The sequence below is a fragment of the Lysobacter sp. 1R34A genome (assembly GCF_051217035.1).
Taxonomy (GTDB): domain Bacteria; phylum Pseudomonadota; class Gammaproteobacteria; order Xanthomonadales; family Xanthomonadaceae; genus Lysobacter.
The window spans coordinates 14,924-41,749 of sequence record NZ_JBPKJP010000029.1 but is presented as its reverse complement, the minus strand read 5'-3'; the positions used below and the strand labels follow the sequence as shown (position 1 = coordinate 41,749).

At 66.8% G+C, this 26,826-nt stretch carries 17 protein-coding genes, 2 pseudogenes and 1 riboswitch; of the genes and pseudogenes, 8 read left to right on the top strand and 11 right to left on the bottom strand.

All coding sequences use genetic code 11. The features are described from left to right. The 3 genes and pseudogenes from ACSAMQ_RS09445 to metF form a co-directional block, all read right to left on the bottom strand. A pseudogene (locus ACSAMQ_RS09445) lies at positions 1-512 on the bottom strand (hypothetical protein); the annotation flags it as partial. A gap of 173 nt (positions 513-685) precedes the next feature. Then, positions 686-1,954, bottom strand: coding sequence for a M12 family metallo-peptidase (locus ACSAMQ_RS09440; RefSeq protein ID WP_435395399.1), 1,269 nt, complete (start codon positions 1,952-1,954; stop codon positions 686-688). Between the two features lie 248 nt (positions 1,955-2,202). Beyond that, on the bottom strand, positions 2,203-3,027 hold the full coding sequence (gene metF, locus ACSAMQ_RS09435) for a methylenetetrahydrofolate reductase [NAD(P)H] (protein WP_435395398.1): 825 nt from the start codon (positions 3,025-3,027) through the stop codon (positions 2,203-2,205). Positions 3,028-3,169: 142 nt separating this feature from the next. Here metF and ACSAMQ_RS09430 point away from each other — a divergent pair, with 142 nt between their 5' ends. Continuing rightward, on the top strand, positions 3,170-3,868 hold the full coding sequence (locus ACSAMQ_RS09430) for a GNAT family N-acetyltransferase (protein WP_435395397.1): 699 nt from the start codon (positions 3,170-3,172) through the stop codon (positions 3,866-3,868). Between the two features lie 204 nt (positions 3,869-4,072). On the opposite strand, the gene ACSAMQ_RS09425 is transcribed toward ACSAMQ_RS09430, so the two are convergent. Together ACSAMQ_RS09425 and ACSAMQ_RS09420 are read right to left on the bottom strand one after the other, a co-directional pair. Continuing rightward, a complete protein-coding gene (locus ACSAMQ_RS09425) occupies positions 4,073-4,864 on the bottom strand; it encodes a hypothetical protein (RefSeq protein WP_435395396.1) in 792 nt (263 codons plus the stop codon). A gap of 387 nt (positions 4,865-5,251) precedes the next feature. Beyond that, positions 5,252-5,457: pseudogene (locus tag ACSAMQ_RS09420) on the bottom strand (adenosylhomocysteinase); the annotation flags it as partial. A gap of 452 nt (positions 5,458-5,909) precedes the next feature. Between ACSAMQ_RS09420 and ACSAMQ_RS09415 the strand changes: the two are divergent. Then, positions 5,910-10,811 carry an RHS repeat-associated core domain-containing protein gene (locus ACSAMQ_RS09415; RefSeq protein WP_435395395.1) on the top strand — a complete coding sequence of 1,634 codons (4,902 nt, stop codon included), beginning with the start codon at positions 5,910-5,912 and terminating at the stop codon, positions 10,809-10,811. A gap of 209 nt (positions 10,812-11,020) precedes the next feature. On the opposite strand, the gene ahcY is transcribed toward ACSAMQ_RS09415, so the two are convergent. Beyond that, positions 11,021-12,466, bottom strand: a complete 1,446-nt coding sequence (gene ahcY / locus ACSAMQ_RS09410) for an adenosylhomocysteinase (protein ID WP_435395394.1) — start codon at positions 12,464-12,466, stop codon at positions 11,021-11,023. Positions 12,467-12,538: 72 nt separating this feature from the next. Beyond that, a riboswitch (S-adenosyl-L-homocysteine riboswitch) is annotated at positions 12,539-12,658 on the bottom strand. A 281-nt stretch (positions 12,659-12,939) separates the two neighbouring features. Here ahcY and ACSAMQ_RS09405 point away from each other — a divergent pair. The 3 genes from ACSAMQ_RS09405 to ACSAMQ_RS09395 all read left to right on the top strand — a co-directional run bounded on the left by ACSAMQ_RS09405 (position 12,940) and on the right by ACSAMQ_RS09395 (position 17,756). Further along, the gene (locus tag ACSAMQ_RS09405; protein WP_435395393.1) at positions 12,940-15,495 is read left to right on the top strand and encodes a prolyl oligopeptidase family serine peptidase; all 2,556 of its coding nucleotides are present in this window, start codon (positions 12,940-12,942) and stop codon (positions 15,493-15,495) included. Positions 15,496-15,678: 183 nt separating this feature from the next. After that, positions 15,679-16,605, top strand: a complete 927-nt coding sequence (locus ACSAMQ_RS09400) for an XVIPCD domain-containing protein (protein ID WP_435395392.1) — start codon at positions 15,679-15,681, stop codon at positions 16,603-16,605. Between the two features lie 128 nt (positions 16,606-16,733). Beyond that, the gene (locus ACSAMQ_RS09395) at positions 16,734-17,756 is read left to right on the top strand and encodes a hypothetical protein (RefSeq protein WP_435395391.1); all 1,023 of its coding nucleotides are present in this window, start codon (positions 16,734-16,736) and stop codon (positions 17,754-17,756) included. Between the two features lie 77 nt (positions 17,757-17,833). Here ACSAMQ_RS09395 and metK read toward each other — a convergent pair whose 3' ends face one another. After that, positions 17,834-19,057 (bottom strand): methionine adenosyltransferase, encoded by a 1,224-nt coding sequence (gene metK / locus ACSAMQ_RS09390; protein ID WP_435395390.1) that lies wholly within the window; start codon positions 19,055-19,057, stop codon positions 17,834-17,836. 254 nt (positions 19,058-19,311) lie between these two features. On the opposite strand from metK, the gene ACSAMQ_RS09385 reads away from it, so the two are divergent. Beyond that, positions 19,312-21,057: a lysophospholipid acyltransferase family protein gene (locus ACSAMQ_RS09385; protein ID WP_435395389.1), complete on the top strand. Its 1,746-nt coding sequence runs from the start codon at positions 19,312-19,314 to the stop codon at positions 21,055-21,057. Further along, positions 21,054-21,881: a UDP-2,3-diacylglucosamine diphosphatase gene (locus ACSAMQ_RS09380; protein ID WP_435395388.1), complete on the top strand. Its 828-nt coding sequence runs from the start codon at positions 21,054-21,056 to the stop codon at positions 21,879-21,881. Before ACSAMQ_RS09385 ends, ACSAMQ_RS09380 begins: the two co-directional genes overlap by 4 nt. Before the next feature lie 119 nt (positions 21,882-22,000). Here ACSAMQ_RS09380 and ACSAMQ_RS09375 read toward each other — a convergent pair whose 3' ends face one another. Beyond that, positions 22,001-22,711, bottom strand: a complete 711-nt coding sequence (locus ACSAMQ_RS09375) for an aspartate/glutamate racemase family protein (RefSeq protein WP_435395387.1) — start codon at positions 22,709-22,711, stop codon at positions 22,001-22,003. 172 nt (positions 22,712-22,883) lie between these two features. Here ACSAMQ_RS09375 and ACSAMQ_RS09370 point away from each other — a divergent pair, with 172 nt between their 5' ends. Next, positions 22,884-23,975 (top strand): metal-dependent hydrolase, encoded by a 1,092-nt coding sequence (locus ACSAMQ_RS09370; RefSeq protein ID WP_435395386.1) that lies wholly within the window; start codon positions 22,884-22,886, stop codon positions 23,973-23,975. 75 nt (positions 23,976-24,050) lie between these two features. On the opposite strand, the gene dusB is transcribed toward ACSAMQ_RS09370, so the two are convergent. From dusB to ACSAMQ_RS09355, 3 genes are all read right to left on the bottom strand, one after another. Next, positions 24,051-25,049 carry a tRNA dihydrouridine synthase DusB gene (dusB, locus tag ACSAMQ_RS09365; RefSeq protein ID WP_435395385.1) on the bottom strand — a complete coding sequence of 333 codons (999 nt, stop codon included), beginning with the start codon at positions 25,047-25,049 and terminating at the stop codon, positions 24,051-24,053. A gap of 86 nt (positions 25,050-25,135) precedes the next feature. Beyond that, positions 25,136-25,471 carry a YegP family protein gene (locus ACSAMQ_RS09360; protein WP_435395384.1) on the bottom strand — a complete coding sequence of 112 codons (336 nt, stop codon included), beginning with the start codon at positions 25,469-25,471 and terminating at the stop codon, positions 25,136-25,138. A 241-nt stretch (positions 25,472-25,712) separates the two neighbouring features. Continuing rightward, positions 25,713-26,819, bottom strand: a complete 1,107-nt coding sequence (locus ACSAMQ_RS09355) for a PepSY-associated TM helix domain-containing protein (RefSeq protein WP_435395383.1) — start codon at positions 26,817-26,819, stop codon at positions 25,713-25,715. Positions 26,820-26,826 lie beyond the last annotated feature (7 nt).

The window sequence follows — 26,826 nt, the reverse complement described above, 5'->3', positions numbered from 1 at the left end:
GCGGGCGCCGGGATCGGCGGCAGGGGCGCGGTGGCGTCGTTCGGCGCGGCCGGCGGCAAGGTGGTCCAGCCCACGCCGCTCGGTTCGGGCGGTGGCGGCGACGGCGACGATAGGATCGGCGCGATGTCGAGCAAGGGGCGCTGGGCGATGGCGTCGAGCCGCTGCAGCACCGCATAGCCCTGGTCGCCGGACATGCCGGCCCAGTGATAGGCCGAGGCCAGGCGGTTGCTGTCGTGGGCGTCGATCGCGCTGGTGATCAGCCCGATCAGGTCGCGCAGATTGCGCGCGCAGCCGCCGACGTAGGCCTGTTGCTGCTTCTGCTGGGCGGCGGCGCCGCGCGGCAGGCGGTCGACCCCGCCGACCGCGGCGCAGTCGCGGTCGGTATAGACCGAATTGCCGTGGATGTCGGTGCAACGGCGGATCTGCGCCGGGGCGGAGCCCGGGTACAGCATCGCCACGGCCCACAGGGCGGTCGACGACAACAACAGGCAAAGGCGGGCGAACGAAGGCATCGGCGAAGACTAGCGCCGAGGGGCGGCGAGGGACAGTGCGGCGATACCGAACGCGGGCCGGGGGCCACGGTGACGCCGCCGTCGCGCCGCCGACGCCGCGGCCGGATCGCCGCGGCGTGGTGCAAGGACGCAGCCCACGGGCTGCGCCCTCGCGGCTGTCGCCTAGGCGGCGGTCAGCGGAACGCACCCACGGTGGCGGCGCGTTCGTTGAGCACGCGGGCGTTGTTGCTCTTCGCCGCGGTGCCCATCGGCACACCGTTGTAGGTGATGTTCGGGTTGGACCAATAGTTCAGGCGCGGGCAGTTGGAACCGCAGCTGTAGGCCATGATGGTGCGCCAGGTCTTGTTCGGCGCCCAATAGCCGTGGCCGTAGGCATAGGTGCCGTTGGTGCCGTTGTTCGGATCGTGGTGAGCGCCGAAGTTATGGCCGATCTCGTGGGCGAAGCTGTAGTAGCCGGTCATGCAGGTGTTGCCGACCACGCTGAAGGCGCTGGCCGCGTTCGAGTTGAGATAGCCCAGGCCGCAGTACGCCGGGTCGGTGATGATCAACACGTTGACGTCGGCGGCGATCGTGTTGCGGGTGGTGTGGTAGCTGTCGAGATAGCCGTCGCTGGTGCCGCGGAAGCGGCTCAGGTCGGTGTCGAAGCCGGCGCTGACGTAGCTGTTGGTGTAGTTGCCGGCCAGCTCGAAGCGCACGTTGACCGCGCTGTTGGCGAAGCTCTGGTTGCTCTCGGTGATCGCCAGGTTGGACTTGGTGGTGATGTTGCCGACCGCGTTGGCGGCCGCCTGGGTGTAGACCACCATGACGCGCACGGTGACCGGAGCCTTCTCGCCGGCGGCGGCCTCATTGAACTTGGGGTCGTTGAGGAAGGGCACGATCGGCTTGGCGGTGTAGCCCGCGGCCGGGTGATCCGGCGGCATCAGCGCCTCGTCGATCAGGCTGATGGTGTGGCCGCCGTTCTTGAGCGGATCGATGCGGTAGAGCTTGCCGCCGCTGCGCACGGTGCCGGACATCTGATCGCCCTGGCGCACGATGGTGGCCGATTCCTCCGGATCGCCGATGAGTTCGGCGCCGGTGAACCGGTTGATGCGCTTGAGCTGGGTGTTCGGGTCTCCGACCAGGCCCTGCCAGATCACCACGCCGTCGGACTTGCGCTCGGCCTGCAGCTTGTGCGCCTTGAGGCTGACGCCGGGTGCGAGGTTGAGCAGCAGTTCCTGCTGATTCTCGGTGATCTGAGCGGTGTTGGCGCGGACCAGGTCGACCTTGACCGCGGCGCGCTCGGCCTTGACGGCCTGGTAGGCGGTATCGGAGTTGGCGCTGCGTATCTGACTGACGGCAGGCGAAGAAAACAGCGGGGCCGGTTCGGCGGCCGAGGCGGCGCCGGCGAGGCCGAGCGACAGAGCGATGGCGAGGTTCAACGGCAGCAACTTGCGTGCGGACATGATGCGCTCTCTCCAGTGAGGACCGCTGCGCGTCGGGGCGCGGGGCTCCGACGGCGGTCGCGAGGGCATCGCCCGTCGTGGCGATGCGTCCTGCTGGCAGTGAGCTACCGCGCCGTCTCGCCGCTCAAGACCGAACTTGTCGCAGGACAAGTCGGAGATGAGACCTTTGCTAGCAATTCGTCATCGGCGCTCGCCGTGCAAAGCCGTTTCTTGACGCCTGCACTTGTTCTTTCAGGTGCCTGAATGCTTCAGGCGATGCGCGACAGCACCGTCAGGGTCGGCTTGGCCAGGTTGAGGGTGTAGAAGTGCAGGCCCGGCGCGCCGCCCTCGATCAGGCGGCTGCACAACTGCGCGACCACATCGGCGCCGAACTCGCGCACGCTGTCGACATCGTCGCCGTAGGCTTGCATGCGCTGGCCGATCCAGCGCGGGATCTCGGCGCCGCACAGGTCGGAAAACCGCCGCAGCTGGCTGAAGTTCGAGATCGGCATGATCCCCGGCACGATCGGAATGTCGATCCCGGCGGCGCGCACGTCGTCGACGAAACGGAAGTACGCATCGGGGTTGTAGAAGTATTGGGTGATCGCGCCGTCGGCGCCGGCGCGGACCTTGCGCTTGAAGTTCTCCAGGTCCGACAGCGCGTCGCGCGCCTGCGGATGGGTCTCCGGATAGGCCGCGACTTCGATATGGAAATGGTCGCCGGTCTCGGCGCGGATGAATTCGACCAGCTCGTTGGCGTAGCGCAGGTCGCCGGCGCTGGCCATGCCCGAGGGCAGGTCGCCGCGCAGGGTCACCAGGCGCCGGCACCCCAGTTCGCGATAGCGCGCCAACAGCTCGCGGATCTCCGCGCGGGTGCCGCCGACGCAGGACAGGTGCGGCGCGGCGTCGAGCCGGTGCTTATCGCGCAGACGCTGGATCGTGTCGGGGGTGTAGCTCAGGGTCGAGCCGCCGGCGCCGAAGGTGCAGGACACGTAGTTCGGCGAGTAGGGCTTGAGCTTGGCCGCGGACCGGTCCAGCTGGGTGCGCTGCTCGTCGGTCTTGGGCGGGTAGAACTCGAAGCTGATCGGCAGCATGGGCGAGTCGCACGGTGGTGGGTGACTGGATAATATCTCTCTATCGCGATGAATGAAACAAGCCTGTTCCAGTCCGGGCCGGCGCTTGCCTAAACTGGGGTCATTACCGCGATAAGTCGCCCATTCCCATGAGTACGAGCCGATGAATGCCGCCGAGCCCCATGCTCTCGATAACCCGATCTGGTCGTCCCTGCGCAGTCGCCACGCCGCGCTGGCGCTGAGCGCTGGGCCGCTCGCGCGCTACCCGGCGCAGGTCGCGCCGTTCATGGGCGTGGCCGAGGAGGGCGCCGACGCCGCGGCCGCTCTGGAGGAACTGGTGCCGGCGCAGGACACCGTCTTACTGCTCGACCGCGCACCGGCAGTGCCACCCGGCTGGGAGCTCGAGCACCTCGCGGACCTCGCGCAGATGATCTGCGAGGCGCCGATCGCCGGCGCCCCGGCGAGCGAGGACACGAACGACATCGTCGAACTCGGCGAAGACCAGCGCGGCGATGTGCTCGCATTGACCGCCCTGGTATACCCCCATTACTTCCGCCCGCACACGATGCGCCTGGGCCGCTACTTCGGCGTCTACCGCGACGGCCGCCTCGCGGCGATGATCGGCGAACGCATGGGCATGGACGGCTACACCGAAATCAGCGCCGTCTGCACCCACCCGGACTTCAACGGCCAGGGCCATGCGCGTCGATTATTGAGATTCCTGTCCAACGACAACCACGCTCGCGGGCGGATTCCTTTTTTGCACGTCAGCCACGAAAACCCGCGCGCGGTCGGGTTGTACGAACGCAATGGCTATCGCCTGAGGCGGGATATTCCGTTTTGGTCGTTGCGGCGTTCGTAGGCCCTAGCGGTCGCCGCACTGGCCTGCCGCTTGAGCTAAGCCGCCTAGCGATGCGCTTACGTGATCGATGCTTCCATCGGGCAGCAACGTGTCGCGGCTCGCGCCGCTCCTACCCCAAAGCCGCGCATCCAAGGGTAGGAGCGGCGCGAGCCGCGAACACGGTGCCGAGGCTCGCGGCGCTACTCCAGCTTAGCCGCGGAGTCTTCAAATCCCCGGAATACCCGGCACATCGTCCGGCAGGTCGATATCGGGCAGATCGATATCCGGCAGGCTCACGTCGGGCAAGTCGACGTCCGGCAACAGGTCCAGGTTGAGATCGGGCACGGCTACCGGCGGCAGGTCGGTAATGTCCGGGAACCAGGATTGTTCGGTCAAACGGTCGAACAAACGTTCGCCCTGTTTGCCGAGGGCGAGCGAAGGCCCCAGCGGGGTGAAGGCGAAGGGGCCGGCATCGCGCAGGTACTGCACGCCGGTGTCGCCGAGGATCTCCGGCACGTCTTCGGGTTCGAGCTTGCCGATGGTGATCTTGGTCTGGTCGATGCCTTCCTGGTTGAGCACGTCGCCGATGTCCGGGGTCAGCGCGATCACCGTCAGGTCCTGCACGGACAAGTCGTACAGGCCCGAGTCGACGTAGGCGTCGGGATGGCTGGCGAAGGCGAAGCGGCGGAACGCGGCGGAGTCGCGCTCCAGCTCGGCGAAGCCTTGCGGGTCGCGGATGCGGTAGTCCTCGATCGCCGTCTGCAGGGCGAGGGTGGTCTTGTCGCGCCATTCCAGCCCTTCCGGCGACAGGTCGGTGCCGTCCAGCGCGGCGAACCGTTCCATGTATTTGTCGCCATAGCCCAGGTAGTAGTCCGGCGGTTCCACGCCCGGATTGCGCGCCTGGAAGTCGGCGAGGCGCTGTTCGTAGTAAGCCGGGGTGCCGACTTCGACCGGGGCCGGGTCGTTGGCAGGCGGGGTGTAGCTCGGAAACGACGGGCCGTCGATGGGGCGGATCATGGCGTGCTCCTGCAGGGTTGCGCCGCCAGCCTAGCGGCCGCGATTGCGCCTGCCAGCCTCGGTAGGACCCTAGGTCGGCGGATGGTTCGCCGGTTCAGCCATGGGGGCATCAGTGTGTTGTGTGGCCCATTACACGCCTCCCTTCAGCCGATGCACCGTACTTGCGGGGGCGTGTCGCGGCTTGCGCCGCTCCTACCCTTGGATGCGCGGCTTCGGGGTAGGGGCGGCGCGAGCCGCGACCGGGATGCCGCGGTTGGCGGCGTCGCTGCGGTGAGCGATGTAGGGCGCCGGGGCGAGGGAACGTCGCGAGGAATAGAGATCGCAAAAAAAAACGGGCGCCGAAGCGCCCGTTTCGTGTCGCATCGATCCGCCTCGCGGCGGGACCGATCAATAGCGGTAGTGGTCCGGCTTGTACGGGCCGTCGACCGAGACGCCCAGGTACTTGGCCTGGTCTTCGGTCAGGGTGGTCAGCTTCACGCCGATCTTTTCCAGGTGCAGGCGCGCGATTTCTTCGTCGAGCTTCTTCGGCAGGATGTAGACCTTGGCTTCGTCGCTGTCCTTGTGGCCCACATGTTGATCCGTGCCAGATTCTGGTAGGTCTTCATCGCCGCTCGCATGCGCAGTTGACGTAAGTCGATACGCCGGTGAATCGAAGGAGTGTCGTAAGCGCCTATCGTGCAACTTCGGCACGATTCGGGTAGTGGTTTCGACGTGAATTCGATCCCGCGCCGCCGGTGATATTCGCCATCGCCATCGACGCCGCCATCGACGCCGCCAACGGCGACGGCGACGACGACGCGCAAGCCCTCAAGATCAATGCTTCGGACCAGCCATGCCGTCGAGCCTGAGAATCGACGGTTCCCAGCGGACAGCCAGCGAATGCTTTACTTCCTCAGGTCACATTTTGGTGTTTCCCGGTCTTGTGACGAGGCGCTCTGGTCGCTGACAATGCGATGGCCTCGCCTGTGTTCGAGGGCCGGCGCCAGTACGGCCAGCAGTAGCTTCTCGCCGCAAGTGCGGCAGCTTCAGTGAAAGGAATTCTTCGATGCGGCTGAGTGCTCGTCCCTGGACCCCGGTTGTGGTCTTTTTCGCATGGTTTCTTGCCTGTGCGCCAGTCGCGGCGCAACTGGCGCCGGATCATGTCTATGTCGCCTCGCGCTATATGCCGCACCTGGAGTATCAGAACTTCGGTACCCTGGCCGAAGCGGAGGCCTATCTGCGCACCGAGCCGGCAACTCCCATCGGTAATGCGTTGCTCGAAAGGACCGAGGTGCTCAACCTCGGTACCGATGTCGTTCTGAAGTACTCCGTTCCGAAGCGTAAGTACGTGCGGAGCGAGGACTACTACAGCGGGCACGTCAGCGGCAACCAGACCGATTGTTCGACCAACGGATGCGATACCGAAGCGCAGATGGTGGCGGCAAGCATGAAAGCCTACCCACTGCTCAACGAATATACCGCAAGCCTCCAGGGCAGCTATATCTCCGAGCCGTTTGCGGGCTGGTTTGGCGGCGAGAGGGCGGCGACCGTATACACCAATCCGACGCCGCAACCGGGTGACTCGCGCAGCCAGCGCTATGTCCTGGTGCACAATCCACGCACCGGCAACACGGACTACGCGTTTGCGCCTAACCGTACCGACCTCTATGAGTGTCCGCCGCTTTTCCACGCATCGGACAATCGTTCGAATGATCCGCGAATCGGCCCTTGGCCGCTGATTTGCCACAACTACGCGCGCGGTGAAATCCGCAAGATCGTCAAGCAATACGCGCCCAGCTGTCCGAAGCCGGCGGGTATCCAGTCGATCAATTCCCGAGTCGGCAACCCTTGCGCAACGGATACCGGGAATAAGGAGTATCGCGAATCTGACTTCGACTGGGACGGGTGGAGCTTCTCGCGAACCTACAATTCGATCGGCGATTTCGATCTCCAATCGGGGATGAGCGACAACTGGGCGCATTCCTTCTCGGATCGCCTTACCGTCAATATCTGGGGCGGCCCGGTTTTTTGGGTCCGCGCGGACGGTTACGTGGAGTGGTTTGCCGAAACCGCGACATCCGGTGTGTACCGGCCTTCGAGCAGCAACGATACGGCGCTGCGCAAGCAAATCGATCCGGCGACGATCGCGGCGAAAGGGGTGTGGGAACTGATGCTGCCGGATGGCAGCCGGTTGTGGTTCGATGCGAACGGCCGGCTCCGGCGCAGCGAGCGCGGAGCGCAAGTATTGGTGTTCGAGCGCTGCGGCGGCGTAGAGCTCGGCGCAGACTCTTGTCCTGACGACGCCAGCCTTGCCCGCGTCGTTAGCGCGAGCGGAAGGGAGCTGCGTTTCGGCTACATAGTGGTTTCCCTGCCCGGTGGCTCGGCCGGTTCGCGTCGTGCGATCCGTTTGCAAAGCATTTCTTCGGGCGGCACGGTGTTAATGCACTACGAGTACGACGCCTCGGCGCGCCTGGTACGCGCCCGTCATGGCGGCCCAACGGGCGTAGGACGGGAATACCTGTACGCGGAGGCGAACCGGCTGTGCCTGGATCATCTGGGGAACGTGGTGTCGCCATGCAACGCAACCGCGTTCCCCAATCACCTCACCGGTGTGGTTGACGAGAACGGCGACCGGTATGCGACCTACTCGTATGACGACAAGGGCCGCGTCACCGCGAGCGAACATGCGGGCGGTGTGGGACGGGTGGCGTTGCACTATGTTTCTGCCAGCACGACCAAGGTCGCCTTGCCCGGCGGGGCGATCCAGACGTTTACCTTCAGTGCCGACGCGTACAAGAAGCCGATCAAGGTCGAGATCGCCGCTGCAACTGGGGAATCACAGACTATGCTGGCGAGCTACGCCAGCGACCGAGCCACCTCTACGACCGATGCCGGCGGTACGCGGACTGACTTCGCTAGCGATGGAGTGCGCGAGAGTTCGCGCATCGAAGGGCTTTCTCCCTCCGGCGCGGCAACCGCGCATACGCGCGCCACCAAGACCGACTGGGATGCGCAAGCGGGAAGGCCGTCGCGGGTCCGCCGCTACGACGCGACCAATGCGTTGATCGCCCAGACCGATATCAACTACAACGCGCGCGCCCAACCGTTGACGGTCTCCGTGGTCGACCCGGGCAATGCGGCCGAAACTCGCGTGATCGCGACGACGTACTGCGAGCAGGCCGACGTGGCTATCGGCTTGTGTCCGCTGCCCGGCCTGACGATTTCCGTCGACGGGCCGAGAACCGATGTAAGCGACGTCACCCGTTACGACTACTACCCCAACGACGATATCGGCTGTGCGGTCGGGTCTTCGTGCCGTTATCGGAAGGGCGATCTGTGGAAGATCACCGATGCGCTCGGCATGGTCACCGAGCGTCTGGGCTACGACGCCTCGGGCCGCGTGCTTTCGAGCAAGGATGCCAATGGCGTAGTAACCGACTCCGAGTATCACTCGCGAGGCTGGTTGAGCGCGCAAAAGGTCCGCGGGCCGGACGCGGCGGTCGAAACCGATGACTTGATCACGCGCATCGAATACTTTCCGAGTGGTCTGGTCAAGCAAGTGACGCTGCCCGACGGCAATTTCACGCGTTACGGCTACGACGCAGCGCACCGACTCATCAGCGTCGAGGACCGCTCCGGCTCGGCGATCCGCTATACCTTGGATGAAGCGGGCCAGCGGGTCCAGGAAGATTTCAAGAAAAGCGACGGCGTGATGTATCGAACGCTCGCCCGGATCTATGACGCGCTCGGCCAGCTGAAGACCTACAAAGACGGCCTGGGCCACGAGACCCAATACAGTTACGACGCGGCGGGCCGCTCCGATAAGATAACCGACGCACTCGGTCGTATCGGCGACGACGACCATGATCCGCTGGGTCGATTGGTGCGTAACTTGCAGGACGTCGGTGCCGGACGAATCAACGCCGAGACCCGTTTCGAGTACGACGCATTGGATCAGCTGGTCAAGGTGATCGATCCGAAGGGTCTGGAAACGACCTATACGTACGACGCATTCGGTAGCTTGGTTCGCTTGGTCAGTCCCGATACCGGCACCATGAGCTACACGTATGACCGTGCGGGCAACCGCAAGACCCGCACCGATGCTCGCGATGTTATCGCCAGCTACAGCTATGACGGACTGGGGCGGCTGGCGCAGGAGTCGTATCCCGACGCGGCGCTGGGCACGAGCTACGCCTACGACACCGTCGCCGAGGGTTGTCCTGCTGGCGAAACCTATGCCAAGGGGCGGCTTAGCCAGACCAGCGGCACCGGCGGCACCGTACGCTATTGCTACGACCGCTTCGGCCGCATGGTGCGCAAGACGATTCAAACTACCGGCCCTGTTCTTACGTTGCGCTATGGCTACAGCGATGCGGACGCGCTGAAGTCGATCACCTACCCCGACGGCACCGTCGCCGATTACGTTCGCAGCACCCACGGTCAGATCATCGAGGTCGGCGTAACCCGGCCCGGCGTCGCCCGCGAGATTCTGGTGACCTCCGTGGATTACTACCCATACAGTTCGCCTGTGGGTTGGACTTACGGCAACGGACGTCCAATGACCCGTGGTCTGGACCGCAACTACAACGTCTATAAGCTCCTGGGCTCGCCGATGGATGGCCTGTCGGTTTACTTGCAACGCGACGCGGTAGGCAACGTGAAGCAGCTAAGCACGGCCGATCAGTCCCAGATTTTGGCGCGGTATGAGTACGACGCCTTGAACCGGCTGGCTCAGACTCAGGACGGCCCTACCGGAACCGCGCTGGAAAGCTATCGCTACGACGCAACCGGCAACCGTCTGAGCATGCAGAACGGCGGTGGGCTGCAGACGTATGTTTATCCGGCCACCAGCCATCGCTTGCAGAGCGTCGGCGGCGTGGACCGAACTTACGACGCAGCCGGCAATACCTTGAACATCGGCAGTCCGGCGCGCGAGTTCGTTTACAACGATCTGGGGCGGATGAGCCAGGTCAAGGCCAACGGCTCCACGACTATGCGGTATGCCTATAACGGGCAAGGACAACAAGTAAGGCGCTACATCGGAACTCAGGCGCGCCATGCGTTCTACGACGAATCGGGACGCTGGCTGGGCGAGTACGACGATACGGGCGCGGCGCTGCAGCAAGTGGTGTGGCTGGACGGCCTCCCTGTCGGTCTACTCGACGATGTTGGCGGCGGGCAGAAACTGCATTACATCGAGCCGGATCATTTGGGCAGCCCGCGGGTCGTGATCGATCCCGCGCGTAACGTGGCGGTGTGGAAGTGGCAGATCAAGGGGGAGGCGTTTGGAGCGACCCAGCCGGGACAGGATCCCGATTTGGATGGTGTCGAGTTCGTATTTGATATGCGGTATCCGGGGCAAAGGTACGATGAGGCCAGTCGCCTGAATTACAACTACTTTCGCGACTATGATCCAGAGTCGGGGCGGTATGTGCGGAGCGATCCGATCGGGCTTCGGGGCGGCATAAGCACGTATGCGTACGCGGACGGCGCGCCAATGGATTCCGTGGACTTCTACGGGCTGCAATCAAAAAAGCTTCCTGGCACTCCCGGAAGCACGCCTAACCCGTGGAATCAGTACCAAAACAGTCGCAGCGGCGATGGCAGCAGCATGGAGGACCGTGTGCGCGACTATCGCCAGGATCAACTGAATCAGATGGGCAATAAGGGGCCGGGTCCTGAAGAGGGGGCCGACAAGCTCACTCCATTCGGCGAAATGATTTGCACCCTGGTAGTTTGCTACAAAAAGGATGCCCCGAATCTTTGCAATCGTTCGGATGGTTGGTACCGAGAGTACTTTGTTCCGCGAGATCCGACGATGGCACAGGTGAACCGGATGAGGAATTGCGACTGCGTCAAAGCGAAGCATGTACTTTCTTACCAGCAACCTCAGGCCGATATCGAGGATGCATTGGAAATTTTGACCAGGTATCTCCAGGCAAGGAGTTCCAGGCTCCGTGGTAGATGAGAGCAGGGATGCGGGGCATCTGCGCATGGTCATTTCCGTGCGGCTCGGGATTTATCGCATCATTCGCTCGATCTTGGTGAAAGTGGGGTTCCGCGGTCGGGACTCGGCTTTGCGGCATATGTCGTGGGTCGCGCGTAACGCGCGTCGCCAAAAAAAGGGCGCCCGAGGGCGCCCTTTTCCTTTTTACTCATCGCACGCAGGCGAGTCGATCAGTAGCGGTAGTGGTCCGGCTTGTACGGGCCGTCGACCGAGACGCCCAGGTACTTGGCCTGGTCTTCGGTCAGGGTGGTCAGCTTCACGCCGATCTTTTCCAGGTGCAGGCGCGCGACTTCTTCATCGAGCTTCTTCGGCAGGATGTAGACCTTGGCTTCGTAGTTGTCCTTGTTGGCCCACAGGTCGATCTGCGCCAGGGTCTGGTTGGCGAAGGAGTTCGACATGACGAAGCTCGGGTGGCCGGTGGCGCAACCGAGGTTGACCAGGCGGCCTTCGGCCAGCAGGAAGATCGAATTGCCGTTGGCGAAGGTGTACTTGTCGACCTGCGGCTTGATGTTCAGGCGCTTGGCGCCCGAGGCGGCCAACGCATCGACCTGGATCTCGTTGTCGAAGTGGCCGATGTTGCAGACGATCGCCTGGTCCTTCATCTGCTGCATGTGGGCCAGGGTCAGCACGTCCTTGTTGCCGGTCGTGGTGACGTAGATGTCGCCGCGGCCGAGGGTGCTCTCGACGGTGTTGACTTCGAAGCCTTCCATCGCCGCCTGCAGGGCGTTGATCGGGTCGATCTCGGTGACCACGACGCGGGCGCCGTAAGCGCGCAGCGAGTGGGCCGAGCCCTTGCCGACGTCGCCGTACCCGCAGACCACGGCGACCTTGCCGGCCAGCATCACGTCCATCGCGCGCTTGAGGCCGTCGGCCAGCGACTCGCGGCAGCCGTAGAGGTTGTCGAACTTGGACTTGGTGACCGAGTCGTTGACGTTGATCGCCGGGACCAGCAGCGAGCCGGCTTCGGCGAGCTGGTACAGGCGGTGCACGCCGGTGGTGGTCTCTTCGGACACGCCCTTCCAATGCTTGACCACTTCGTGCCAGAAGCCCGGGCGCTCGGCGTGCACGCGCTTGAGCAGGTTCTTGATGACCTGTTCTTCGTGGTTGCCCGACGGGGTGTTGACCCAGCCGTCGCCGTTTTCGAGCTCATAGCCCTTGTGGATCAGCAGGGTGACGTCGCCGCCGTCGTCGACGACCAGTTCCGGGCCGCGGAACTTGACCGCGCCGTCGCCCGGGAAGGTCAGCGCTTCGAGGGTGCAGTCCCAGTACTCTTCCAGCGACTCGCCCTTCCAGGCGAACACCGGCGTGCCGCTCGCGGCGATCGCGGCGGCGGCGTGGTCCTGGGTCGAGAAGATGTTGCACGACGCCCAGCGCACGTCGGCGCCGAGGTCGCGCAGGGTCTCGATCAGCACCGCGGTCTGGATGGTCATGTGCAGCGAGCCGGTCACGCGCACGCCCTTGAGCGATTGCGCAGCGGCGTACTTCTTGCGGATCGACATCAGGCCCGGCATTTCGTGCTCGGCGATGTCGATTTCCTTGCGGCCCCAATCGGCCAGCGAGATGTCGGCGACCTTGTAGTCGCCTTCGGTCGAGAAGGTCTTAGGTACTGCGTTCATGCTGTGTCGCTCCAGTTCTTTGGGGAGCCGGCGGATGCCGGGTCCGGCGAGTCATCGCTTCAAAGCGATCGCTCAAACCGGGCGCCGTTGGGACTACGCCTCGCCGAGCCTGGCCGTCATTCTGGAAGTCCGCAGCGGGTGCGGGCTTTGCGGAAAGATCCGCGGACGACGGTCGCAGCGCCCCTCGGCGGGCTGAGCGCGCAGTATATCGCGGCGCCCATGACCGCCGCACGGCGCCGGGCCGGATGCGCCTGAATATGACGTTCATCGCGAAACCGCGCGGGCCGGTTTGCGGTCCCGAACGTCGCCCGAATGCATCCGCCCGGCGGCCCGGGCAGCCCCAATGGCATAGGCCGGCGGTCGCCGCCTCGGGCTAAGCTCGGGCGGGGTGCCCGGCCAGGCGAGTTCGCATCGGCCGAGCGCCGGCCGGGCCGCGGCGCTCAAGACTTCTTCACTTACGGATCGGATCGAGCATGAACTCAATCGCGCGACGCAGCGGCCACGACGGCCTGTCCTTCCCTAAGCCGCCGTTCCGGGCCCTGCGCCGGCCGGGCCTGCTGCTTCTGCTGTTGCTCCTGCCGGTCTCGGCGGCGAGCGCGCAGACCGCCCCGGCCAGCGGCTACCAGCTGCCGCCGAAGGCCTTGCAGGCCATCGTCGATGCGCCGCGACCGCCGCAGATGTTCACCAGCCCGAAGCGCGATACGGTCGCCCTGGTGCAGACGCCGTCGTTGCCTGGCATCGAGGTGGTCGCGCAGCCGGAACTCAAGCTCGCCGGCCTGCGCATTCATCCGCGCACGCGCGCGCAAAGCCGCTTCACCTTCGGCACCGGCCTGAGCCTGCTCGATATCGCCAGCGGCAAGAGCCAGGACGTGGAAGGCTTGCCGGCGCCGTTGTCTCTGGCCACCCTGGACTGGTCGCCGGACCAGCGCTGGATCGCCTTCAACCGGGTCGACAGCGCCAGCGGCGCCAACGAGCTGTGGCTGGTCGAAGTGAGCCGGCGCCGCGCGCACAAGCTGGTTTCCGGCCTCAACACCGTCTCCGGCCGCGGCTATGCCTGGATGCCCGACAGCCGCCGCCTGCTGGTGCAGTTGCAGCCCGAAGGGCAGGGCGAGGCGCCGCCGACCGACGCCACCCCGAGCGGGCCGGCGGTGCAGGAAACCGAAATCAGCGCGACGGTGCGGCAGATCCGCACCTACCAGGACTTGCTGCGCAACGAGAGCGATGCGCGCGTGTTCGAGTACTACCTGCGCTCGCAACTCGCCACCGTCGACCTGGCCGGGACGGTCGTGCGCGCCGGCGCGCCGCAGCTGTACCTGGAAGCGACGCCGTCGCCCGACGGCCGCCATGTCCTGGCGACCCGGGTCGAGCGGCCGTTTTCGTACCAGGTGCCGGTGTCGATGTTCGCGCACCGTATCGAGGTGTTGGCGCCGGACGGCAAGTTCGAGCACGAGATCGCGCGCCTGCCCTTGGTCGACGGCCTGCCGACCGGCAACGATGCGGTGCCGACCGGCGTGCGCGAGATCGCCTGGCGCGGCGATGCGCCGGCGACGCTGATCTGGGCCGAAGCCCAGGACGGCGGCGACCCGGCGCGCAAGACCGAGATCCGCGACGCGGTGATGATGCAGGCGGCGCCGTTCGAGCGCCCGCCGCAGACCCTGATGCGCCTGAGCGCGCGCTATGCCGGCGCGCATTGGAGCCGCGGCGATCTCGCCCTGGTCGACGAATTCTGGTGGAAGACGAGGCAGACCCGGCAATGGCGGATCGCGCCGGACCACGGCGATCGCGCGCCCGAACTGATCTTCGAAGGCTCGAGCGAAGACCGCTACAACGATCCCGGCGACCCGGTCAGCATGCGCGACGAAAACGGTCAGCGCCGCCTGCTGACCAGCGCCGACGGCGCGAGTCTGTTCTACATCGGCCGCGGCGCTTCGCCCGAAGGCGACCGGCCCTTCCTCGACCGCTACGACCTGGCCGACAAGAAGCGGACCCGGCTGTTCCACTCGCAGGCGCCGCATTACGAAGCGCCGCAGGCGTTGCTCGACGATCGCGGCCAGCGCCTGTTGACCCTGCGCGAGTCGCCGACCGAGCCGGGCAATCTGTACCTGCGCGACCTGTCCGCCGCCGATGCGGCGCCGCGCGCACTGACCCGCTTCCCGCATCCGACGCCGCAGCTCAAAGACATCAGGAAAGAACAAATCCGCTACAAGCGCGGCGACGGGGTCGAGCTGACCGCCGACCTGTACCTGCCGCCCGGTTACGACGCCAAGCGCGACGGCCCGCTACCGTTGCTGATGTACGCCTATCCCGCCGAATTCAAGTCGGCCGCCGCGGCCAGCCAGGTCAATGGTTCGCCGTATCGCTTCAACGCGGTCAGCTACTGGGGTCCGCTGCCGTACCTGGCGATGGGGTATGCCGTGCTCGACAACCCGTCGATGCCGATCGTCGGCGAAGGCGAGCGCGAGCCCAACGACACCTACATCGAGCAGCTCACCGCGAGCGCGCAGGCGGCGGTCGACGAAGTGGTACGCCGCGGCGTCGCCGACCGCGAGCGCATCGCGGTCAGCGGCCATTCCTACGGCGCCTTCATGACCGCGAACCTGCTCGCCCACACGCGCTTGTTCAAGGCCGGTATCGCCCGCAGCGGCGCCTACAACCGCACCCTGACGCCGTTCGGCTTCCAGGCCGAAGAGCGCAACTACTGGCAGGCCGAACCGACCTACCGGGCGATGTCGCCGTTCAACTACGCCGACAAGATCAAGGACCCGCTGCTGTTGATCCACGGCGAGCAGGACAACAACTCCGGCACCTTCCCGGTGCAGAGCGAACGCCTGTTCGCCGCGATCAAGGGCCTGGGCGGCAAGGCGCGCCTGGTGATGCTGCCTAACGAGAGCCATGGCTACCGCGCGCGCGAATCGATCCTGCACATGCTGGCCGAGACCAACCACTGGCTGGACCAGTACGTCAAGAACGCCAAGCCCGCGGCGGCGCCCGCCGCGAAGGGCAAGGACAAGTCGGCGGCGGCGAAGTAGCCCGTCCGGCTCGCCGCCGGACATCGCACCGATCCCGAAGGGCCGCTCATGCGGCCCTTTTTCGTTAAGCAGGACAACGAGGGCCCATGCCGCCGGCACCGGCTGCGTCCGGCCTTGCGCCGGCGGGTCTCGGATCTCCGCACGGCAGGCGCATCGAACCCCTGACGAAGGAGCGCGAACACCATGCGAGTCAAAGTAGGCCTGGACGAATGGCTGGCGGCCGACCCGAAGCAGACCGAGCTGATCACCGATGGTCTGCTGGGTTGCGTTGCGGTGGCATTGACCGGCAAGGACCGGATCGCCCTGACGCATGTCTACGATGTCGCCAAGGACGGCGAGCTATGGCCGGGGTACCGCGAGAAACTCGACGATGCCTTGCAAGCCTCGCAGTTGGGCGAGCCGAAGGACATCCGCGCGGTGCTGGTGTATTCCGATCACACCAGCGGACCGTTGTGCGAGCGTATCGGGAGTTGGCTGTCGCAGCATGGCATCCAGTCGCAACGACGGCAGGACGACGGCTGCCGGGTGTCGGATTCGGTGTCCGGGCCGATCGTCGTCGGCAAGAGTCTGGACCGCAGCGACGACTACACCTACGGGTATCGGACCACGAGCGAGGCCGACCTGCCGGTGGCCCGGTCCGCGTTGTCGAAGGACGCGGGGGCGGCCACGCCGGCGTTGCGGGACCCGCGGGTTTCGCTGGCGGACGCGAAGACGCCGACCTTGGGCGAGCCGTCGCATCCGGGATATCCGTTGTATGCCTCGATTCTCGGCGGCGTAAAGGCTTTGGACGGCGGCATGTTCAAAGGCAATGATATCTGGGAGCAGCAGATCGCCGCCGAATTGACCGCGCGATGCCTCGATGCCGGCGTCCGCGAGGTCAGGCAAGTCGCCTCGGGCACCAACGATGCCGATCAAGTGTTCGTGCTCCCGGCCGGCCGGCAGGAGTCCGCACCGCACGATCTGTGCGTGGACGCCTTGGACGTCAACGAGGAGACCATCGCCAACGCGAGCGAACGCGCCTTCAAGCACTATGCGCCGATCGGCCAGCACAGCGAAACGCAGGGGGGGCAGGCGCAAACCCAGCAGAGCGGCCTGACCAAGGGCATCTAAAGCGGCGTTGCGACGGCGCGCCCCGACCGTATCGGCCGCCGTTTCGCGTTGAGTAATCAGTTCGACGCGGCGAATTCGTCGCCGCGATCCCTCGAACCCGAAGTCTGCTCGTCATGACGGAGAATGCAATGAACGATCGAGTCAAAGTCGGTTTGAACGAATGGATCGTCGCCGATGCCGGCACCACGGATCTGGTCACCGACGGTTTGTCCGGTTGCGTGGCGGTGGGGCTGGCGGGCAACGGCAAAGTCGCGCTGTCGCACGTCTACTCGGGTTGCGACAGCGAGAAGGCCTGGGGCGACTACCATCCCAAGCTGGAAGCGGCCCTGGAAAATTCGGGCTTGGGCGACCTGCGCGGGAAGAAGGCCGTGCTGGTATGCGCCCAGGGCGGAGACGCCGGCGGCCAGGACGGATGGTTGCCGGCAAAGCTCAAGACCTGGCTCGAAAGCAAAGGCGCGGTCGTCGAAACCCGGCAGGACAACGGCTGCCGGATTTCGGTCGACGCCGATGGGGTGACCTCGACTCTCAAGAAACACGACACCGCCGAGTTCTACAGCCACGACTACAAGACCTCGCGCGATTACGGACTGTCGGCCGACCCGAGTACCGAAGCGGCCACCTTGGCGACGCTCGGCAAGCCTTGTTACCCGGCGGCGCTGGCGCAGTCGAGGGAAACGCCCAGCGTGTCGACGCCGGTTTTGGCGGTCGGGGCAAGCAAACCGGCCGAAGCGGCGGCGCTGACCGATAAGCACCACCCGATGCATGGCCTGTACGCGGAAATCCTGGGTAAGGTGCCCGGCAAGGCGTTCGATCTGCAGGAAGGCGAGAACGTCGCCGATTTGTTCAGCGCTCAACAAGCGGCAGCGGCCCTGACCGTGGCCTGCATGAAGCGAGGCATCTACGGCGACATCGACGAGATCAAGACCTTCGTCCCGCCGGGCAAGGAGGACACGATGCTGAGCGCGACCAACCGCGCGCCCATCGAATCGCGCACCTTCGCCGCGGTGAATCTGGAAGACGTATGCGATATGTCGATGTCGAAGCTGAGCGCCGAGGCGGCGAGCCTGCATGCCGCGCGCGCGCTGTCGGCGACGCCGTCGAATACGAACCCATCGCAGACCCTGGGCAGCACCTCGCCCCAGCATTTGTAAGGCCGCGGCCAAGCGGCGCGACCACGAAAAAGGGCCGCTTTCGCGGCCCTTTCTCTTGAGGCGATGTCGCTGCCGGCTTATTTCTTCAGCCCGGCATCCTTGCGCAGGTCGTCGGCCTTGTCGGTCTTTTCCCACGAGAACGCGGTCGCGGTCTGCTTCTTGCCGGCGCCGTCGACGTAGCCGACTTCCTTCGGCTTGCGGCCGAAGTGGCCGTAGGCGGCGGTGGGCTGGTAGACCGGGTGGATCAGGTCGAGCATCTTGACGATGCCGTACGGGCGCAGGTCGAAGTGCTTGCGGATCAGCTTCTCGATCTTGTCGTCGCTGATCTTGCCGGTGCCGAAGGTGGTGACCGAGATCGAGGTCGGCTCGGCCACGCCGATGGCGTAGGAGACCTGCACTTCGCACTTGTCGGCCAGACCGGCGGCGACGATGTTCTTGGCGACGTAGCGCGCGGCGTAGGCGGCCGAACGGTCGACCTTCGAGGGATCCTTGCCCGAGAACGCGCCGCCGCCGTGGCGGGCCATGCCGCCGTAGCTGTCGACGATGATCTTGCGGCCGGTCAGGCCGCAGTCGCCGACCGGGCCGCCGATCACGAAGATGCCGGTCGGGTTGATGTGGATCTTGTTCTTCGGCAGCTTCTCGAGCCAGGCCTTCGGCAGCACCGGCTTGAGCACGTGCTCGTACACGCCTTCGACCAGGTCCTTCTGCTTGATGCCCGGGTCGTGCTGGGTCGACAGGACCACGGCGTCGAGGCCGACCACCTTGTGCTCGTTGTCGTAGCGCAGGGTGACCTGCGACTTCGCGTCCGGACGCAGCCAGGGCAGCTTGGAGTTCTTGGCCTTGCGGATCTTGGCCTGCTGCTCGACCAGGCGGTGCGAGTAGTAGATCGGCGCCGGCATGAATTCCGGCGCTTCGTTGCAGGCGTAGCCGAACATCAGGCCCTGGTCGCCCGCACCCTGTTCTTCCGGCTTCTTGCGGTCGACGCCGGCGGCGATGTCGGGCGACTGCTTGCCGAGCATGTTGATGATCGCGCAGGTGTGGCCGTCGAAGCCGACGTTGGAGTTGTCGTAGCCGATGTCGTTGATGACCTTGCGCGCGATCGCCTCGATGTCGACCCACGCATTGGTGGTGACTTCGCCGGCGACGATGGCTGCGCCAGTCTTCACCATCGTCTCGCAGGCCACGCGCGCGCGCTTGTCCTGGGCCAGGATGGCGTCGAGGACGGCGTCGGAGATCTGGTCGGCGATCTTGTCCGGGTGGCCTTCGGAGACGGATTCGGAGGTGAACAGGTAGCTGGACATCGAGGCTATATCCTCGTATTCGGATAGAAAGATGGCCGCACATGATACAGACTCGGCCGCGAGCGCGCATTGTGCCGTGTCTTGGGGTTGCCGAGGGTTAAGCGGTCTTTAACTGCGGCCTATGTCCGGAATCTTCGGGGAAAAGCCGGCCTGCCGGGCGCCGCCGGGCGTGTCACCGGACTGACCCGAAACCGCCATGATGCTGTCGCCGGCCCGGCTCAGGCTCCGCGGCATACCGCCGCCGATGCGACGCCATGCTGCAATTCGAACGCCGACTGCAAGAGCGCTTCCCGCAATGGTTCCGGGGCCGCCGGGCCGGGATCGCCCGTCCTTTGCTGCGCACCATCGGCCGCTGGTCGGGTTTCGACCGGGTGGATGGCTTCCTGGCCGAGAACGGCCACCTGCGCGGCTTCGCCTTCGTCACCGCCGCGCTGGATTTCCTGCAGGCGCGCTACCTGGTCGAGGCCGCCGAACTGCAGCGGATCCCGGTCACCGGGCGCCTGCTGATCGTCGCCAATCATCCGTCCGGGGCGGTCGACGCCCTGGCCCTGCTCGATGCGGTCGGCCGCGTGCGCCGCGACGTGCGCATCGTCGCCAACGATTTGCTGTCGGCGCTCGACGGCCTCGAAGGCCTGATCCTGCCGGTGCGCATTCTGGGCGGCCGGCCGAGCCCCGACAGCCTGCACGCGATCGAGGCCGCGCTGCAGGCCGAACAATGCGTCATCGTGTTCCCGGCCGGCGAAGTCGCCCGGCTCGGGCTGCGCGGGGTCACCGACGGCCGCTGGCGGCGCGGCTTCCTGCGCTTCGCCCACAGGACCGCCGCGCCGGTGCTGCCGGTGCGGATCGAGGCCCGCAATTCGGCGCTGTTCTACGGCGCCTCGGCCTTGTTCAAGCCGGCCGGCACCGCCTTGCTGGCGCGCGAGATGTTCGCCCGCCGCGCGCGCCGGGTGGCGCTGCGCATCGGCCGGCCGCTGCAGCTGCCGCTCGACGGCGACGCCGAGCGCCTGCTGCGCGAAGTGCGCAGCGAACTGCACGCGATCGGCACGCCGCGCGAGCGCGCCGCGCCGGTCGGGCCGGAGCCCTTGATCGACGCGGTCGACCCGGCGCTGGTGCGGTCCGGGGTCGAGGCGATGGAGTCGCTGGGCCGCACTGTCGACGGCAAGCAGATCCGGGTCGGCGTGCTGCCGGCCGGCGCACCCCTGTTGCGCGAGATCGGCCGCCTGCGCGAGCTGACCTTCCGCGCGGTCGGCGAGGGCACCGGCCAGCGCCTCGACGTCGACGTCTTCGACAGCTGGTACGAACACATCGTGCTGTGGGACGCGGCCGAGGCGAAGATCGCCGGCGCCTACCGGATCGCGCGCGGCAGCCGGGTGCTGGCCGAGCGCGGCCTGGCCGGGCTGTATACCGCGTCCTTGTTCCGCTATGCCGACGACGCAATCCCGCGCCTGGCCCAGGGCATGGAGCTCGGCCGCAGCTTCGTCGTGCCCGAGTATTGGGGCAGCCGCAGCATCGATTACCTGTGGCAGGGCATCGGCGCCTATCTGGCCCGGCACCCGGGCGTGCGCTACCTGTTCGGGCCGGTCTCGATCAGCGCGGCCCTGCCGGCCGATGCGCGCGAGCAGATCGTCGCCTACTACGCCCGCTACTACGGCAGCGAGCAATCGGCCGCGGTGTCGAAGCAACCCTTCGTCTACCGGGCCGCGCCGCCGCAGTTCGACGCGCTCGATGCGGCGACCGCGTTCCGCGTGCTCAAGGGCAATCTGGATGCGCTCGGCGCCACCCTGCCGATGCTCTACAAGCAATACACCGACCTTTGCGAACCCGGCGGTGCGCGTTTTCTCGCTTTCGGCGTCGACCCGGCGTTCAGCGACGCGGTCGACGGCCTGATCGAAGTGGACCTGCAGCGCCTGCGCCCGAAGAAGCGCGAACGCTACCTCGGCGCCGCGCCGCGCGCGGCCGGGTCCGGCATCGAACCCATCGCCAGCGAGGCCGTGTCATGAGTCCTGCATCGATCGTGCAGTTGCCGGTGCGCCGCAGAGCCGTGTTCGTCTCCGACGTGCACCTGGGCGCCAAGCACTGCCATGCCGAGGAGTTCGCCGACTTCCTGCAGGGTTTGCGTTGCGATCGCCTGTACCTCGTCGGCGACATCGTCGACCTATGGTGGATGGCGCAGCGCCGCGCGGCCTGGGGCTCGGCCCAGTACCGCGTGGTCGAGGCGCTGCATGCGCTGGTGCGTGCCGGCACGGAACTGATCTACGTGCCCGGCAACCACGACCGCTCGATCCGGCGGTTCTGCGGCCTGGTGCTGCCGCGCATGCAGGTGCGGCGGCGGGCGATCCACCTGACCGCAGACGGCCGCCGCCTGCTGGTGACCCACGGCGACGACTACGACACCGTGACCCAGTTCGGCGGCATGCAGGAGAGGTTCGGCGACTGGCTGTACGAGCGCATCCTCACCGGCAACCGCCTGACCAACCGGGTGCGCCGCCGTTTCGGCCTGCGCTACTGGTCGCTGGCGGACTTCCTCAAACGCCAGAGCGGCGCGGCCGAACGTTATATCTCGCGTTTCGTCCAGGCCGGCCTGGGCGATGCCGGCCGGCGCGGCCTCGACGGCATCGTCTGCGGCCACATCCATCGCGCCGCCCTGTTCGAACGCGACGGCTGCGTCTATGCCAACGACGGCGACTGGGTCGAAAGCCTGACCGCGCTGGCCGAAGACCCCGACGGCACCCTGCGCCTTTTGGCCCACACCGGCGAGACCCTGGCGCTGTTGCCGGCGCGCGCACCGCGGCAGTTGCCGGGCGCGTTGCCGCACGCGGCCTGAGTACGCTCCGACATCGCGACTACGCTTTGCTCCTCTCCCGCGTAAGGAAGAGGCCGGGGTGAGGGCGGCAAACGCCGTGTTCCCATCCGAAGCCCTTGGCCGAAACCCTTCCGAAGCCCTCAGGCCTCCGACAGCGACCGCTGCAACGCCGCCTGCGCCAGCAGCCGGGTCGAATCCAGAGTCGGCAGCGGCGAGTTCGCATCGTCGATGATCAGGGGGATCTCGGTGCAGCCGAGCACCACCGCATCGCAGCCGGCATCGCGCAGCCGGCCGATGACCTGCTGGAAATACGCCACCGACTCGGGCTTGAACTCGCCGTAGACCAGCTCATCCATGATGATCCGGCCGATCTGCGCGCGTTCCTCCGCGTTCGGCCGCAGCCAGTCCAGGCCGAGCGCGCCGAGCTTGTCCGGGTAGACCTCGCTCTCGACCAGCCAGCGCGTGCCGGTGATGCCGATCCGGCGGAAGCCGCGTTCGGCCGCGCGTTGCGCCACGACCTGCGCGATGTGCAGCCACGGCAGCGGCGAGCGCGGCTCGACATAGGCCATGGCCTGGTGAATGGTGTTGTCGGGGCAGATCAGGAACTGCGCGCCGGCCGCGGCCAGCTTGCGCGCCGACGACAGCATCAGCTCGCCGACGCCGTCGAGGTCGCCGCGGTCCAGGCAGGTCACGTAGTCGGCCAGGGAATGGCCGTGCAGGACGATGTCGGGATGCGCATGCGGGCCGAGCAGGCGCGCGCCCTCGGCGCAGATCGTCCGGTAGCACAGCGCCGCGCCCTCGGCCGAACAGGCGACGATGCCGATGGGCTGGGGCGGGGGGCGGTTCGGCATGCGGGCGGTTCCGGATGGGGACGCGGCGATTATCGGGCAGCGCCGCAAACGCTTCCAGGCAAGGTCCGGGGGGAGGTTCATGGCGAGATTCATGGCGAGGCCCGGGCACCCGGCTGCGCCTCGCAACGAAAAACAAACTCGCCGCCGCCGGGCCTGCGGTTAGCATTCGCGCATGGATTCCCTGACTCAAATCGTGCTCGGCGCGGCGCTGAGCGCCGCCATCGCGCCTGCCGGGCATCGCCGCGCGGCTTTGCTTGCGGGCGCCGCGCTCGGCACCTTGCCCGACCTCGACGTCATCCCGGTCAACCTGTTCACCGCCGACCCGGTCGAGCGCATGACCTGGCACCGCAGCCTCAGCCATTCGCTGTTGGTGTTGCCCTTCATCGCCTGGGCCATCTGGGCCTGGTGCCGCGAGCGCGGCGGCCGCGTCGCGCAGTCGCCCAAGCGCTGGTTCTGGGCGATGCAGGCGGCCTTGCTGACCCATCCGATACTCGATGCGTTCACCGTCTACGGCACTCAACTACTGTGGCCGCTACCGGTCAAGCCGGTGATGTGGTCGAGCGTGTTCATCATCGACCCGCTGTATACGGTGTGGCTGTTGCTCGCCTGCGCGGTGGCCTGGTTCGCGCGCGAACGCAGGCTCGCGCAGCCGGCGCTGGTCGCCGGCCTGGCCTTGAGCACGCTCTACCTCGGCGGCTCGCTGTGGGCCAAGGCGCGGGTCGAACGCGACGCCGAAACCGCGCTGGCCAAGCTCGGCCTGGAGGACGCGCCGCGGTTCTCGGTGCCGATGCCGTTCAATACCCTGCTGTGGCGGGTAGTGGCGATGACGCCCGGCGGCTTCGTCGAAGGCGAGCGTTCGCTGGTGGCCGACCGCGGGCCGATGCGGTTCCGCGCCTACGACTCGGACATGGAGGCCTACCGGCAAGTCAGCGGTTATCCGGCCGTGCATCGCCTGAATTGGTTCAACCACGGCTTCATGAAGGCCGAACAGCGCGACGGCCGCCTGATCGTGACCGACCTGCGCATGGGCGCCGAGCCCGACTACAGTTTCCGCTTCGCGGTGGCCGAACGCGCCGCCGAATCCTGGCGCGAGATTCCGCCGCAGCAGTTGCAGTGGCCCTGGGACGCTGCGCGCAAATTGCCGGCGATGTGGACACGGATCTGGCAGGAGCCGGAGATCGTGGCCGACGTGGAACCGCCCGCGCCGGTGTCGACGCGCGCCGCGGCGATTCCGGCGCAGAGCCACAACGGCGGCATGCGTTGAGTCGCGGCCGCAGGCCGCGTCATGCGCCGGCTTCGCTTCGAGATGTGAGGCGGCCTGCACTGCGAGGCCGACGGCTCAGGCCGCGACCGGCAGCTCCGGCGACACGCCCGCGACCAGGGCATCGAAGTAATCGCGGGTCAGCCGCAACTGCAGCTCGGCGGTGTCGGCGCGGTTGACCACGGCGCGGAAGGCGGCGTTCTCGGGCCGGTCCTTGGCGTACCAGCCCAAGTGCTTGCGGGCGATGCGCACGCCCGAGACTTCGCCGTAGAACGCGTGCAGATGTTCGAGATGGCCGAGCAGGATGTCGCGCACCTCGGCCAGGGTCGGCGGCGCGAGTGTTTCGCCGCGTTCCAGGTAGTGGGCGATCTCGCGGAAGATCCACGGCCGGCCTTGCGCGGCGCGCCCGACCATGACCGCGTCGCAGCCGGTGTGGGCCAGCACGTAGGCCGCCTTCTGGGGCGAGTCGATGTCGCCGTTGGCGATCACCGGGATCGACAGCGCCGCCTTGATCGCGGCGATGGTGTCGTACTCGGCGCTGCCGGTGTATTGCTGGTCGCGGGTGCGGCCGTGCACGGCGAGCGCGGCGATGCCGGCGTCCTCGGCGATGCGGGCGATGTTCGGTGCATTGCGCTGGTCGTGGTCCCAGCCGGTGCGGATTTTCAGGGTGACCGGCACCTCGACCGCCTTGACCACCGCCTCGACGATGCGCCCGACCAGGGCCTCGTCGCGCATCAGCGCCGAACCGGCCCAGGCGTTGCAGACCTTCTTGGCCGGGCAGCCCATGTTGATGTCGACGATCTGGGCGCCGTGGTCGACGTTGTAGCGCGCCGCGTCGGCCATGATCTGCGGCACGGTGCCGGCGATCTGCACGCTGATCGGGTCGGGTTCGCCGTCGTGGTCCATGCGATGACGCGACTTGGCCGTGCTCCAGAAGCGCGGATCGCTGGTGGTCATCTCCGACACGCACAGGCCCGCTCCCAGGCGCTTGCTCAGCACCCGGAAGGGTTTGTCGGTGACCCCGGCCATGGGCGCGAGGATCACGCGCGGCATGAGGGAATAAGGGCCGATACGCATGGCGGCATTGTAAGCCACCCTGCGCGCGGGCCTGGCTAGGCTGGCCGCGACGGCCGGCGAGGCGGGCTGGCCGAGGCGGACCCGGCTCAGACGGCGTGATCGTCCAGGACGGCGGTCGGGGCGTTCAGCCTGACCGAGGCGATCCCTTTTTCGAGCGCGCCGGTGCTCGAATACAGCTCGCTGGTGCCGACGATCTCGCCGTTGCCGGCCTTCAGGACGAAATAGGGGCGGTCGTTGGACGAGGTCTTGCGCTCGTAGCGGGCGTCGTTCTGGCTGTTGGCGCGCACCGATTCGACGCCGTTGGCGCACGAGTCCTTGGCCTTGTAGCCCTCGCTGCTGAGGATCGGTTCGCCGTTGCCGGCCTTGAGCACGAACTGGAACTCGCCGTTGCTGCGCTTGCTGATTACGAACTTGCCTGCCATTTTCGTTCCCTCGGTTATAGCCGCCGGCGGCGGACGTGTGACATCCGGTTACACGTCGATAGAACGCGGTTGTGAAGCCGATCCGGCCGCGGCCGCGACCGCGGTCGCCTCGGCGATCCCGAGCCCGGGCCGCGGTCGCGGCGCCCCCGGCCTTCAGGGCGATGCAGGCGTGGATGCGGCCGGTCTCCCGGTGCGGTTCGGGCGGGCGGTGGACCTCAGCCCGCGAGCGAGCGGCAAGGGCTCAGCGATTGCGGCGCCGGCGCCAGAACAGGAAGCCGGTGACGAGCAGGAACGGCGGCGCCAGCCCGGTCAGCGCAATCAGCGCTTGCCACAGGCGGCCGCCGACGAAGCCGCCGTGCAATGGATAGATCGAGTCGTAGCTGCGGGTGCCCAGGCCCTGCCGGGTCGCGTCGAGCGTGCCGATCAGACGGCCCTGGTAGGGATCGAGCCAGACCATGCTGCGCCCGACCGGATGCCATTCGTCGACGGCGCGGCTGCGGATCGCGATCAGGCCGCTGCCGGCCTTGGGTAGGCTGATGCGGTTCAGGCTCGCGCCCGCGAGCGGGCCGCCCGCCGCGACCGCGGCCTCGGCCGTGCGCAGGGTCGCGTTCCAGTCGATCGGCTCGTCGCGCGCGGCGAGCTTGGGCGGCTTCGGCGGCTCGGCATCGCCGAAGGCCGCCTGCAGGCCATCGCGGACCACGCCGTCGTAGATCATCGATACGCCGGTCAAGCTCGCCAGCAAGGTCAGCGGCAGCAGCCACAGGCCGATGCCGCGATGCCAGCTGAGCCAGCGCCGGGTCGGCGGCCCGCGATACCATTTCAGGCTGGCCGCCAACGCTCGCCAGCGCGGCCACCATAGGTACAGGCCGCTGGCGAGCAGGAACACCGCGACCAGCCCGACCGCGCCGAGCACCTGTTCGCCGGTTTTGCCGGCGAGCAGGTGGATGTGCAGGTCGCGCAGCCACAGCAGCAGGTCGTTGTCGGTATTGCGCAACAACAGCAGTTCGCCGCTGGCCGGATCGAAGTAACGGCGTTCGTTATCGGGGAAATACGCTTGCCATACCGGCAATTTCGCCGTGGGCAGGTCGAGCGAACTCATCCCCTGGCTCTGCCAATGACCGACGATGCGCTCGAGCGCGCGTCCGCGTTGCTCCGCGGTCGGCAAGGCGTGTTCGGCGAGCTGCGGGTAGGCGAGGACTAGCAGCTCGCGCTGGAACGCGAGCGCCGTGCCCGACAGGGCGGCCACGGCGAACACCAGCCCGGCGCTGAGGCCGAGCCACAGGTGCAGCCACTTCAGGCTCGTGCGCAGGCGCGAACGCAACGAAGTGTGGGCCTGGCGATGCGACATGCTGGGC

Coding starts and splice junctions, on each gene's coding strand:
- ACSAMQ_RS09355 (WP_435395383.1), bottom strand. CDS start 26,819: ATGTCGCATCGCCAGGCCCACACTTCGTTGCGTTCGCGCCTGCGCACG.
- ACSAMQ_RS09400 (WP_435395392.1), top strand. CDS start 15,679: ATGCGAGTCAAAGTAGGCCTGGACGAATGGCTGGCGGCCGACCCGAAG.
- ACSAMQ_RS09405 (WP_435395393.1), top strand. CDS start 12,940: ATGAACTCAATCGCGCGACGCAGCGGCCACGACGGCCTGTCCTTCCCT.
- dusB (WP_435395385.1), bottom strand. CDS start 25,049: ATGCGTATCGGCCCTTATTCCCTCATGCCGCGCGTGATCCTCGCGCCC.
- metF (WP_435395398.1), bottom strand. CDS start 3,027: ATGCTGCCGATCAGCTTCGAGTTCTACCCGCCCAAGACCGACGAGCAG.
- ACSAMQ_RS09375 (WP_435395387.1), bottom strand. CDS start 22,711: ATGCCGAACCGCCCCCCGCCCCAGCCCATCGGCATCGTCGCCTGTTCG.
- ACSAMQ_RS09430 (WP_435395397.1), top strand. CDS start 3,170: ATGAATGCCGCCGAGCCCCATGCTCTCGATAACCCGATCTGGTCGTCC.
- ACSAMQ_RS09425 (WP_435395396.1), bottom strand. CDS start 4,864: ATGATCCGCCCCATCGACGGCCCGTCGTTTCCGAGCTACACCCCGCCT.
- ahcY (WP_435395394.1), bottom strand. CDS start 12,466: ATGAACGCAGTACCTAAGACCTTCTCGACCGAAGGCGACTACAAGGTC.
- metK (WP_435395390.1), bottom strand. CDS start 19,057: ATGTCCAGCTACCTGTTCACCTCCGAATCCGTCTCCGAAGGCCACCCG.
- ACSAMQ_RS09440 (WP_435395399.1), bottom strand. CDS start 1,954: ATGTCCGCACGCAAGTTGCTGCCGTTGAACCTCGCCATCGCTCTGTCG.
- ACSAMQ_RS09385 (WP_435395389.1), top strand. CDS start 19,312: ATGCTGCAATTCGAACGCCGACTGCAAGAGCGCTTCCCGCAATGGTTC.
- ACSAMQ_RS09395 (WP_435395391.1), top strand. CDS start 16,734: ATGAACGATCGAGTCAAAGTCGGTTTGAACGAATGGATCGTCGCCGAT.
- ACSAMQ_RS09380 (WP_435395388.1), top strand. CDS start 21,054: ATGAGTCCTGCATCGATCGTGCAGTTGCCGGTGCGCCGCAGAGCCGTG.
- ACSAMQ_RS09370 (WP_435395386.1), top strand. CDS start 22,884: ATGGATTCCCTGACTCAAATCGTGCTCGGCGCGGCGCTGAGCGCCGCC.
- ACSAMQ_RS09360 (WP_435395384.1), bottom strand. CDS start 25,471: ATGGCAGGCAAGTTCGTAATCAGCAAGCGCAGCAACGGCGAGTTCCAG.
- ACSAMQ_RS09415 (WP_435395395.1), top strand. CDS start 5,910: ATGCGGCTGAGTGCTCGTCCCTGGACCCCGGTTGTGGTCTTTTTCGCA.